The organism is Dysgonomonas sp. (genome assembly GCF_035323175.1).
GTDB lineage: Bacteria > Bacteroidota > Bacteroidia > Bacteroidales > Dysgonomonadaceae > Dysgonomonas.
On the sequence record NZ_DAOKYH010000002.1, the window covers coordinates 21,280 to 33,254 of the forward strand.

Genomic DNA, 11,975 nt, shown 5'->3' on the forward strand with positions numbered 1-11,975 from the left:
AGCAATCAACAATGAAAAAAGTATCTATAATATTATCAGTATTATTCTTGTTCTCTTTCACAACCTTCGCACAGAAGATAAAGATAAAAACAGGAATCGAAGTTTTAAAAGAACAAAACTTTAAAATATTGGAAGGAAAGCGTGTGGGACTTATAACAAATCCTACAGGAGTAGACAATAATATGAAATCTTCCATCGACATTCTTCACGAAGCAAAGAATGTACAGTTAGTCGCACTTTTTGCTCCCGAACATGGAGTAAGGGGTGATGCGCACGCAGGAGACCATGTAGATAATGTAACAGACCCGAAAACAGGATTACCCGTATATTCATTACATGGAAAAACACGTTTTCCTTCTACCGAGATGCTTAAAAACATTGATGTGCTGGTATACGACATACAAGATATAGGTTGCCGATCATTCACTTACATTAGTACAATGGGACTAGCAATGCAGGCTGCTGCGGAAAACAATGTGGAGTTCGTAGTTCTCGACAGACCAAATCCTCTGGGTGGTTTAAAAGTTGAAGGCGGACTGGTTGACGACAAATTTATTTCCTTTGTAAGCCAGTTCAAAATACCTTATGTATATGGGTTGACTTGCGGTGAATTAGCATTGCTGCTAAACGGAGAGAATATGCTAAGCAAACAGTGTAAACTGCAAATAGTAAAAATGAAAAGCTGGAAGCGTAAAATGACGTACGAGCAAACAGGATTGCAATGGATTCCATCTTCACCTCATATTCCACAACCAATTTCAGCAGTTATGTATCCCGTATCCGGAATCTTAGGAGAATTAGGCTATATGTCTATCGGTGTAGGTTATACAATTCCGTTCCAGATGTTTGCTGCCCAATGGATCAAAGCGAGCAATCTGGCTGATAATCTTAACAAGTTAAACTTACCGGGGATACATTTCAGACCAATATATCTGAAACCGTTCTATTCTGTAGGACAAGGAGAGCAACTGGAAGGTGTACAAGTACATATAATGAATTATGAAAAAGCTCGTTTATCCGAAATACAGTTTTATGTGATGCAGGAAATAGCTAGATTGTATCCTGACAAAGCTATTTTTGACAATGCGAATGATAAACGCTATAGAATGTTTGACCAGGTTTCGGGAAGTGACTATGTAAGACTTACATTTGCTAAGAATAATAGATTCGATGATATAAAAGATTTTTGGTATAAAGAAACAGAACCGTTTAAAAAGACATCAAAAAAATATTATCTATATAAATAGTTATTTGAGATACCAATTTGAAAATTACAAAGCAAAAGGTTACAATATAAACATACCGAAAAAGTGTCACTTTTGTCACCTTTTAGCACCATAATACTTGATTATAAGCAATATAAAAAAAGTAACAAATGACTCAAAAACCAAGTAGCAGACTCCTATCTCTCGACATACTGCGGGGAATAACCATTGCCGGAATGATAATGGTAAATAACCCGGGTTCGTGGAGCTATATATATTCGCCTCTGGGACATGCAGCGTGGCATGGACTAACTCCTACCGACTTGGTTTTCCCATTTTTCATGTTTATTATGGGAATATCAACTTACGTCTCGTTAAGAAAATTCAATTTTGAGTTCAGCAAGCCTACACTCTTCAAAATACTAAAAAGAACGGTAGTTATATTCCTCATCGGGATTGGATTGGGCTGGCTCTCATTGTCATTCAGAACATTTAATAGTCTATCGAGTGAAGATATTGGCTTTTTTGAAAGATTTATAACAGCTATTACAAACTTCAAGCATATCCGAATACTCGGTGTTATGCAACGACTGGCACTTACATACGGTGCTACAGCTCTGATAGCTATATTTGTAAAACATAAGTATATCCCTTATATCATAGTTGTTACACTCATTGGATATTTTTTACTGCTCTTATTTGGCAACGGATTCGACTTTAGCGAGGATAATATTATCTCAGTCTTTGACAGAGCTGTTTTGGGTACAAATCACATGTATAAAGATAGCGGTTTGGCAATTGACCCTGAAGGGCTATTAAGTACAATTCCTGCAATCTGCCACGTACTAATTGGATTCTGTTGCGGAGAAATTCTCCTAACAACCAAAGACAATAACGAGCGAATACAACGTTTATTTATAATTGGAGCGGTAATGACATTCTTGGGCTTTTTACTTAGTTACGGTTGTCCGATTAATAAAAAAATATGGTCTCCTACATTTGTTTTGGCAACATGTGGGTTAGCATCAACATTGCTTGCTCTTCTGATATGGATCATTGATATAAAAGGGCATAAAAAATGGAGTGTATTTTTTGAATCATTCGGTGTAAATCCTTTATTTATATATGTTGCAGCAGGCATTTTCTCTATTTTGCTCGGAAACATAATTTTTACATATGACGGAAATATAATTAATTTAAAAAATTTCATATACCAAATCTGCCTACAACCTTATCTGGGTAATTACCTCGGTTCGCTTGTATATGCCCTTTTGTTTGTAGGATTTAATTGGATAATAGGAAATATATTGTATAAAAAGAAAATCTATATTAAAATATGATATTATTAGCAGATGGCGGCTCTACAAAGGTCGATTGGCGTTTAGTAGAGGGTACTAAAGAGATCAAACAGATTTCTACCAAAGGTGCAAATCCATTTTTTCGGTCTCGAGAAAATATTAGTGAAGAAATAAAGAAAGTTATTAACCCCGTCCTTAATGGACATACAATAGATTCTGTCCATTTTTTTGGCGCAGGATGTGCATCACCCGAAAAGAATAAAATTGTAAGAGATGCGATAGCCGATAACATAAAGACATCTCACATTGAAGTAAATAGTGATTTGGTTGCAGCGGCAAAAGGATTATGTGGAACAAAAAAAGGTATAGCTTGTATACTTGGCACTGGATCAAACTCCTGTTTTTACGACGGAGAAGAAATTGTTGAGAATGTTTCTCCGCTGGGCTATGTCTTAGGTGACGAAGGAAGTGGCGCTGTACTTGGCAGGTTATTCTTAGGAGCATGTCTGAAAAACCAATTAACAAAAGGATTGAAAGAAAAATTCCTGAAAGAGTTTGATCTCACTCCTACAGCTATTCTGGATATGGTATATAGACAACCTCTAGCAAATCGTTTTTTGGCAAGTTTATCACCGTTTTTGGTAGAGAATATACATGATAAAACGGTGTATGATCTAGTATACAATGCTTTCAAAGACTTTTTTGTAAAAAATGTGATGCAATATGACTACAAAAATAATGATGTACATTTCACCGGGTCGGTAGCATACTATTATAAAGATTTGGTGCGCAAAGTTGGTGCTGACTTAAATATTAAGGTAGGTATCATCTCTCAGTCTCCGATGGAGGGCCTCATCAAATACTATGCAGGCGAATGTCAAACAATACATAATTAATTCAACATGGCTTTTGTAAAGATAACAGAGCAACCGTCGCTATATGACAATCTTGAGAACAAGTCTGTACTTGAACTCTTGACAGATATAAACAATGAAGATAAAAAAGTAGCTTTAGCTGTAGAAAAGGCGATACCACAAATAGAAAAACTTGTTTCGCAAATAGTACCCCGGATGCAACAAGGAGGGCGTATTTTCTATATGGGAGCGGGAACCAGCGGACGTCTTGGTGTATTGGACGCTTCCGAAATTCCACCAACATTTGGTATGCCAAAAACATTGGTTATCGGGCTCATTGCAGGAGGTGATATAGCATTGCGCAATCCTGTAGAAAAAGCCGAAGACAATATGGAATCTGGGTGGACAGAGCTACAAGCTCACAACATAAATGATAAAGATACAGTAATTGGAATTGCAGCATCAGGTACAACGCCATACGTTGTAGGAGCTTTACGTGAAGCTCGCAAACATGGAATTCTTACAGCATCCATCTCGAGCAATCCCGATTCGCCTATTGCTCAGGAAGCAGAAATAGCAATAGAAATGATAGTTGGCCCTGAATATGTTACAGGTAGTTCGCGCATGAAATCCGGCACAGGTCAAAAAATGATATTGAATATGATCACTACGGCTACCATGATAAAGTTAGGACGGGTGAAAGGTAACCGAATGGTCAACATGCAATTATCGAATGCAAAACTTGTAGACAGAGGAACACGCATGGTATCCGAAGAGTTAGGCTTGGATTATGAACAAGCAAAGCATTTACTGTTACTACATGGTTCTGTTAAAAAAGCTGTGGATGCATACAGAACTGACAATAAATAATCACTCTAAATAGTAAACATATAGATCACTACTATACAGAAGATTATGCACTTATTCGATACGTCAGCATTATTGGGTCATTCGTCCCCAAAAGTAGATTTATACAAAGTGTTGCTGCTGAGCAGTAAGTGTTTTATACATAATTCATTATCTTTACCGATAAGTTTAACCTATTTATAAACCAAAATCAAATATGATGTTTACAATTAAAAAACAGACTCCTAAAATCCTACTGGCACTATGCTCCATTGTGGCAGTATCTTTTACAGCCTGCATCGGTGGAGAAAAGCCTAACACTCTGACCGAAAAAGAGAAGCAAGAAGGTTGGCAACTTTTATTTGATGGAGAAACACTTAATGGATGGCGCGACTACAATGGCACATCACTCACAGAGCCTTGGCATGTTGTAGATGGCTGCATTCAGGCTAAAGGTGATGGTAGCGATGCCAGTGGATACATTGTTACAGAAAAAAAGTATGAAAATTTCGAGCTATCTTGGGATTGGAAATTATCGAAAGGTGGGAATAGTGGTATGCTATATCATGTAGTGGAAAGACCCCAATATAAAGTTCCGTATGTTACAGGACCTGAATACCAATTGATAGACACCCCTAATTTCGCGGAAAAACTTGAAGCCTGGCAAGATCTGGGTGCAGATTATGCTATGCATATTCCTGATACAACAAAAATGAAAGTCAATCCTCAGGGAGAATGGAACAATTCTAAAATTGTATTTGACAATGGACATGTAGAACACTGGTTGAATGGTGTAAAAATATTAGAGTTCGAAGCATGGACTGATGATTGGTTCGAACGAAAGAATAGTGGAAAATGGAAAGATGCTCCAGAATACGGACTGGCGAAAAAAGGTGTATTATGTCTTCAGGATCATGGATATCCGGCATCGTTCCGCAATATAAAGATTAAAGAACTACCAACGAAATCGAAAGAAGTAAATCTGTTCAACGGGACTGACCTGAAAGGCTGGGACGTTTATGGAACAGAAAAATGGTACGTACAAGATGGACTTTTGGTCTGCGAAAGCGGGCCTGACAAACAATATGGGTATCTAGCTACGCGCGAATATTATGATAATTTTGACCTGACTGTTGAATTTAAACAAGAAGCAGATGGGAATTCGGGAGTATTTATCCGTTCGTTTATCGAAGAAGATGTAAAAGTGAATGGCTGGCAAGTAGAAGTAGCGCCTAAAGGTCATGGAACAGGTGGCATCTACGAATCGTACGGCAGAGGATGGTTGATTCAAATACCTAAAGAGAAAGAAGAGTTTCTTAAGGTTGGCGACTGGAATACTATGCGTATACTCGTTCAGGGTAACAAAGTAACGACATGGCTTAATGGACAAGAGATGGTCAACTTTGATGATGAGAAAATCGGTGCAGGACAAGGACGTATAGCGCTTCAAATACATGATGGCGGCGGCATAAAAGTTCTATGGCGTAATTTAAAGCTAAAAACACTGTAATAGAAAAGGTAATTCATATAGACTTAATTTAATATAGTGACGGTAGGAATTCATTCCTACCGTCACTACTTTTTTTAATAGAATCTTCTTTTTATTATAGTGTAACTAAAATATAGCGATTGAAAAACCTTGGCGATTCTAATATTGTCTTCATTTAACAGATATCAATTACCATAAAAGATCCTGTATACAAATTGTTTTCTTTGGAAAGAATCCCATGTCGCTATTTCACCAAAAACTTGTCTTTCGACAGCATTAGAAATATATTCTACCCTAAATTGACCACCGCCAAGATGTAAAAAAGAAGCAGCATATCCTTGTACGGTTTTACCATTTAATGGAATTGAGAATGTATCACCAACTTTTACATATCCTACATGAATCGGAATATAATCAGTAGGTAAAACCGGATATAAAAATTTAGTTGCTGCAATATCATTAGAACTAAATCCGGGTATCAATGAGCGATCGCGATTATAAGACATTATAGAATTGTCATCTATTGTGGGAGTATTAGGAACTAGCACACCACCTTGTTGAGCAGGAGTGTAATGTGTATGCAAGAAACCAATAGTATGTCCCATTTCATGTATTAAGGTGTTTGCCTTATAAGCATACCCATTGTCATGCATCGAGTTTACAACAATTTCTTTTGATGGTTTCTGATTTAGAGGAAAATCAGAGACTCTAGCATATTCACCACCTGAACTATATTCACGCCTCACTGTAATATCTGCTGTTGAACTTGTTGTAAAATAGAAATAAATACAACTTCCGGAAATATTATTCCATGCATTTATAGCAGTCTGCACGGCTGTTCTCCAATCAGAGCCTGTACCAGAAACAGGAACAGATGCATCTATCCTGACTGACATAGATTTTGCATTATCAAGAGATACTAATCTTCCACTAAAGTATCCTTGTTTAGTTTTGGAACTCTTATAAGACTCTCCTTTAAATTCTGCGAGATGTTGCTTTAAGTTCTTTTTTATTAAACCAATATCCCCCTCGACCAAATAATAATCTCCTCTGTCAACTAGAGTTGATACATCAAAGCCTAATTCTTTAATTATAGACTTATCATTCTCTAATTCTAAAACGTTAATAAATATACTTTCATCAACTACATCATCGTTCTGACAACTTAAAAATCCTATTGTAAGTAGGAATAATAAGGAAAAGGTTAATTTTTTCATAATAATTGATAGCTAAGGTCTGTTCTTTAGCAATATTGCTATGTAGAGATAAATTTAAATTAAATATATGCATATATTTAAAATTTTATTTTGAATGTGACTTTTTACTTCAGCACAAACTACACAAACAATTGATATACAAACAATTAACAGAATATAAATTTCTTAATATATGACTTTTTATTGGATGTATAAAATATTTACATATAGATATTTAGTCTCAAGCTATAACATGTATTCTGAAAAAAATACTCAAAGCATCATTCTGTAATCCTAGATAAAAAGGATAAAAAAGATGTAAAATATATTGTCCTCACAATTATAATTAAAGTTGTATGTATTACAAAAAACCAATACCTTTGAAGCCATAAAATAAATAAGTATATGAAATATAAATCCATTATGGCATTAGTTTTAGGTACAGTCTTGGCCGCATGTAATTCTGCCGACAAGAAGGCAAATACAGAAAAAGATGAGCCCATCATAGGCAAAGCCTCCGTAAAGGTAGAAAACGGAATAATGACGCCCGAAGTATTGTATAGTTTTGGACGTGTATCTGATGTTCAGGTCTCACCTGACAAATCGAAGATATTGTATGGTGTAACTTATGTAAGCATTGAGCAGAATAAAACAAACAAAGAACTATTTACGATGAACGTAGATGGTTCTGACAAAAAACAAATAACACAGACTCCTAAAAGCGAAAACAACGCTATCTGGGTGAAAGTTGGTACTAAGATTGCCTTCTTGAGTAGCGAGAGTGGATCTTCTCAAATATGGGAAATGAATCCAGATGGTAGCGACCGTAAGCAAATAAGCAATATAGAAGGTGATGTTAATGGATTCTCTTATTCTCCTGACGGGAAAAGAATTATGTACATCAAAAACATAAAATTCGGAGAGCGTACTACTGACCGTTACAAAGATCTACCTAAAGCGTCGGGACGAATTATTGATGACCTGATGTATAAACATTGGTCTGAGTGGGTTGAAGAAATCCCTCATACTTTTGTTGCTGATTTTGATGGAGAAAAAGTATCAGACGGAATTGATATTCTTGGCGATGAACCATACGAATGTCCAATGCTTCCATTTGGAGGCACCGAGCAGTTGGCTTGGAGCCCTGATAGCAAGTCCATCGCATACACATGTCGCAAGAAAAAAGGATTGGAATACGCTTTGTCTACCAATTCAGATATTTATCTATTCAATATAGAAAATAAGCAGACCGAAAACCTCACAGAGGGTATGATGGGATATGATATAAACCCTGTATTCTCTCCCGATGGCAAATATATAGCTTGGCAAAGTATGGAACGTGAAGGCTACGAGTCAGACAAAAACAGAATGTTTGTCATGAATCTAGCGACAAAAGAAAAGACATATGTGACCGAAGCATTCGATTATAATACCGATTTCCTTTTATGGAGTGATGATAATCAGAGTATTTATTTTGTTTCTTGTGTTGAAGCTAAAACTCAATTGTTCCAGGCTTATATTCACACAAAAGAGATAAAACAAATCACCAAAGGCGATCATGATTATGAATCATTTGAGATAGCCGGAGACAAACTTATAGCACTTCGTCATTCATTATCTAAGCCGAATGAAATATACTCTGTAAATATTTCTACAGGAGAAGCGACTGAACTAAGTTTCGAAAACAAAGATATACTCAGCCAATTAACGATGGGTAAAGTAGAGGAACGCTTGATACCGACTACCGATGGCAAGAAAATGCTTACATGGGTTGTTTATCCTCCAAACTTTGACCCGAATAAGAAATACCCTGCAATATTATACTGCCAGGGAGGACCTCAAAGTACTGTGAGCCAGTTTTGGTCTTATCGTTGGAATTTACAAATGATGGCAGCTAACGGATATATCATTGTAGCCCCTAACCGTAGAGGTTTACCCGGCTTTGGTCAAGAATGGCTGGAGCAAATCAGTAAAGATTATGGCGGTCAGAATATGAAGGATTATCTTTCTGCAATTGATGCTTTAGCAAAAGAGCCTTATGTAAATGCAGACAAATTAGGATGCACAGGCGCTAGTTATGGCGGGTTCTCGGTATATTGGTTAGCCGGAAATCATAACAAACGGTTTAAGGCATTCCTTGCGCATGCAGGAATCTTCAATTTGGAAGCCCAATATCTTGAAACTGAAGAAATGTGGTTTGCAAATTGGGACTTAGGCGGTTCTTTCTGGGATAGAAGCAATTCTATTGCTCAACGCTCCTATGCTAACTCTCCTCATAAGTTTATAGACAAGTGGGATACTCCTATTATGATCACTCATGGCGAACTTGACTACCGAATTCTTGCATCTCAAGGTATGATGGCATTCAATGCTGCAAAACTTAAAGGCATTCCAGCTCGAATGCTGATTTATCCAAACGAGAACCACTGGATATCTCAACCTCAAAACGGAATTCTGTTCCAGAGAGAGTTCTTCCGTTGGTTTGATGCATACCTAAAATAAAAATTTAGCACTCATATAAAAGGTTATTATCTTAATTGGTAATAACCTTTTTTGTTTGCTCTATTTAATTCTATTATTATTAATCTACACAACGAAAATTTAACTATTTTAGAACAAACATTTGTTAGATTAAAAAATATAAAAAGTAACTTTGTATATAGAGAAGTATACAGTTTTCACATTGAAGTTTACGAATTATGAGATATATAAGATTATTTGTTATTCTAATCTTAGCCTTTACGTGTTTTGCATGTAACCCCGGATCAGAAAATGCTGAAAGGTATATTTTTGAAGCAGAATCACTTATAGACAACAAGCCCGACAGTGCTCTTGCTCTATTAGATTCTATTTTATATCCCGAAAATCTGAATAAAGAAAAATTCAACAAATACAATCTCTTAAGAATTCAGGCTAGAGATAAAAGCAACAAAGACATTTCGAAGGATACTATAATCTTCAATGTAAAAGACTATTATATAAAACACAATGATATGGTTAACGGAACTCTCGCTAGCTTTTACTCCGGCAGGGTTCTGAAAGATCAAAAAAAGAACAAAGAGGCTATGAGTGCTTACTTGGATGCCGAGACCTATGCAGACCAAACAATAAACAATTTCAATATTAAAGGGTTAATTCAATCACATATAGGATATTTGTATTATAATGAACTCTTACAAGATGAATCTCTTATTCGTTTTAAGAGAGCTGCCAGCTATTTTGAAAAAGCAGGCAACTATAAAAATGAAGCATTTTCGCTCAGAGATATAGGAAACAGTTTTTTGTTGAAAAAAGAAAATGACAGTGCGTTCTATTATTATCAAAAAGGGCTTGAAATTGCCGATATTACAAAAGACTCGATTTGTCAATCAAACATAAGGCATAATCTAGGACTCATATTTAAAAAAGAAGGGAATTTTGCTAAATCAAAAGAATATCTGAATAAAGCGATCCCTTTCGCTAACAGTAGCATTACCAGAGCTAAGATATACTCATCTTTGGCGCAAGTACTTTATAGTGAAAATAAAAGTGATTCAGCTATTTTCTATTTTGAGAAATCTCTGAAATTTTTGAAAGAGAGTAATGATCCATTTCTAACATCTAGAATATATGAATCTTTATCTATGATAGAAGAAGAAAAAAACAATTATAGACGAGCATTAGACTATAATAAAGATTGTATTAATAATCTTTATAATATTTATGAAAACAATGAAAATCAAGCTATTCTGGATATACAGAAAAAGTATGATTATGAGCTGGTAAAAAACACGAATAACCGACTGTTAATTCAAAGGCAATTTTTGTTTATCATATTATTAGGACTTGGACTTACTACGCTTATTATAGGGTTCTTCTTTTATTATAAAACACAGAAAAATGGTAGAGAATTATTAGAAGCCGAACAAAAAATAAGCCAATTGAACCAAATGGCTAAAAGTTACGATAAAAAAGAAGATTCGTTCAGAAATAAACTACTACACCACTTCGATATCCTAAAGAAGTCAGCTCTGCTGGAAGGTTTTTTACGCGAAGATGAAAAGAAGCATGGAGAAAAACTACTAAAGAAGTTTAATGAAATTGTATATAATCAAGCTAGTCTTGATTGGGATTTGCTATATCAAACAATGAATGAACTACACGATGGATTCTTTGATTCGCTGAGAGAAGCCTTTCCTCAGCTAGATGAATCTGAATTTAGAATATGTTGTCTTATATATTCAGATTTTACGAATGCTGAAATAAGCATTATCATGGAACAAAGCATTAATACAATTACTTCGAAAAGATCTTCGATTAGAAAGAAAATTGGGGTAAAAGATTATGGAAATATAGTCGATTATTTGGATAGTAATGTTGCAAAGAACCAAAACGAGACATTTTCAACACCGACTAAGTCAAAATAAAAGTCATATTTCGGTTCCTCTCGAATAGAAATAAACAACTGTAACAAAAAGACTTATCAAAAACGGATAGTCAAAAAAAGTCATATCCACCTATATATATAGCACAAGCATAGCATATCTTGAGTAATTTAGTGTCTGGAATTACAAACATTAAATTAATGCATGTTATGAAAAAATATCTTTACCTTCTATCATTTATTTTTCTTTTACTGCCGGCGACTATAAATGCTGACACAACTGCCATCAACGATAACAAAATACAAATAAAAGGTGATATAGCCGATGAAGGTACAACTAAGACTTCGGGTGTAGAGCCTATCGATATGTACATCGAAGGGACTAATCTAGATTTGTATTTTTATACGAAGAGTGAGTTTAAGATAGAAGTATACAATGCTGCAAATACATTAGTATATACTAAAACTGTTGTTAAATACGGAGGTAAAGTATTATCAATTGACATGGCAACCTGGGCTTCAGGATCTTATAAAATTGTATTAAATAACGTTACCTATAAAAAGTCTGCAACAGCTAATTTTATCTTATAAAGTTAGCATAAAAATATAGAGTGGTTTTTCTGATTTTCATTACCGTAGTGCGGCAATTATTTTGCTTTTCAATACTTCTTATTTACAGCTTGCACTACGGTTACTTATTTTCATTCAATTAAATTATTGTAAA

General features: G+C 35.3%; 9 protein-coding genes. 8 read left to right on the top strand and 1 reads right to left on the bottom strand.

The window, feature by feature from the left end; all coding sequences use genetic code 11:
• The first annotated feature begins 11 nt into the window (after positions 1-11).
• The 5 genes from PKC55_RS03190 (at position 12) to PKC55_RS03210 (ending at position 5,713) form a co-directional block, all read left to right on the top strand.
• Complete coding sequence (locus PKC55_RS03190) at positions 12-1,247, top strand: exo-beta-N-acetylmuramidase NamZ family protein (RefSeq protein ID WP_324371830.1); 1,236 nt, start codon at positions 12-14, stop codon at positions 1,245-1,247.
• Between the two features lie 128 nt (positions 1,248-1,375).
• Complete coding sequence (locus PKC55_RS03195; protein ID WP_291128086.1) at positions 1,376-2,545, top strand: acyltransferase family protein; 1,170 nt, start codon at positions 1,376-1,378, stop codon at positions 2,543-2,545.
• Complete coding sequence (locus tag PKC55_RS03200) at positions 2,542-3,399, top strand: BadF/BadG/BcrA/BcrD ATPase family protein (protein WP_324371833.1); 858 nt, start codon at positions 2,542-2,544, stop codon at positions 3,397-3,399. The genes PKC55_RS03195 and PKC55_RS03200 overlap by 4 nt, the downstream gene beginning before the upstream one ends.
• A gap of 6 nt (positions 3,400-3,405) precedes the next feature.
• A complete protein-coding gene (murQ, locus tag PKC55_RS03205; protein WP_291130539.1) occupies positions 3,406-4,227 on the top strand; it encodes an N-acetylmuramic acid 6-phosphate etherase in 822 nt (273 codons plus the stop codon).
• 193 nt (positions 4,228-4,420) lie between these two features.
• A complete protein-coding gene (locus PKC55_RS03210) occupies positions 4,421-5,713 on the top strand; it encodes a 3-keto-disaccharide hydrolase (RefSeq protein WP_291130542.1) in 1,293 nt (430 codons plus the stop codon).
• Between the two features lie 164 nt (positions 5,714-5,877).
• On the opposite strand, the gene PKC55_RS03215 is transcribed toward PKC55_RS03210, so the two are convergent.
• Positions 5,878-6,909, bottom strand: coding sequence for a M57 family metalloprotease (locus tag PKC55_RS03215; protein ID WP_283686514.1), 1,032 nt, complete (start codon positions 6,907-6,909; stop codon positions 5,878-5,880).
• A gap of 402 nt (positions 6,910-7,311) precedes the next feature.
• On the opposite strand from PKC55_RS03215, the gene dpp5 reads away from it, so the two are divergent.
• The 3 genes from dpp5 (at position 7,312) to PKC55_RS03230 (ending at position 11,842) form a co-directional block, all read left to right on the top strand.
• Complete coding sequence (dpp5, locus tag PKC55_RS03220; RefSeq protein ID WP_324371839.1) at positions 7,312-9,390, top strand: dipeptidyl-peptidase Dpp5; 2,079 nt, start codon at positions 7,312-7,314, stop codon at positions 9,388-9,390.
• 197 nt (positions 9,391-9,587) lie between these two features.
• Positions 9,588-11,294, top strand: a complete 1,707-nt coding sequence (locus PKC55_RS03225) for a tetratricopeptide repeat protein (RefSeq protein ID WP_283686512.1) — start codon at positions 9,588-9,590, stop codon at positions 11,292-11,294.
• A 167-nt stretch (positions 11,295-11,461) separates the two neighbouring features.
• On the top strand, positions 11,462-11,842 hold the full coding sequence (locus PKC55_RS03230) for a DUF3244 domain-containing protein (protein WP_283686511.1): 381 nt from the start codon (positions 11,462-11,464) through the stop codon (positions 11,840-11,842).
• Positions 11,843-11,975: the final 133 nt, after the last annotated feature.

Bases quoted from the DNA above. Each gene is read 5' to 3' on its own strand.
- PKC55_RS03190 (WP_324371830.1), top strand. From the start codon at position 12: ATGAAAAAAGTATCTATAATATTATCAGTATTATTCTTGTTCTCTTTC.
- PKC55_RS03195 (WP_291128086.1), top strand. From the start codon at position 1,376: ATGACTCAAAAACCAAGTAGCAGACTCCTATCTCTCGACATACTGCGG.
- PKC55_RS03200 (WP_324371833.1), top strand. From the start codon at position 2,542: ATGATATTATTAGCAGATGGCGGCTCTACAAAGGTCGATTGGCGTTTA.
- murQ (WP_291130539.1), top strand. From the start codon at position 3,406: ATGGCTTTTGTAAAGATAACAGAGCAACCGTCGCTATATGACAATCTT.
- PKC55_RS03210 (WP_291130542.1), top strand. From the start codon at position 4,421: ATGATGTTTACAATTAAAAAACAGACTCCTAAAATCCTACTGGCACTA.
- PKC55_RS03215 (WP_283686514.1), bottom strand. From the start codon at position 6,909: ATGAAAAAATTAACCTTTTCCTTATTATTCCTACTTACAATAGGATTT.
- dpp5 (WP_324371839.1), top strand. From the start codon at position 7,312: ATGGCATTAGTTTTAGGTACAGTCTTGGCCGCATGTAATTCTGCCGAC.
- PKC55_RS03225 (WP_283686512.1), top strand. From the start codon at position 9,588: ATGAGATATATAAGATTATTTGTTATTCTAATCTTAGCCTTTACGTGT.
- PKC55_RS03230 (WP_283686511.1), top strand. From the start codon at position 11,462: ATGAAAAAATATCTTTACCTTCTATCATTTATTTTTCTTTTACTGCCG.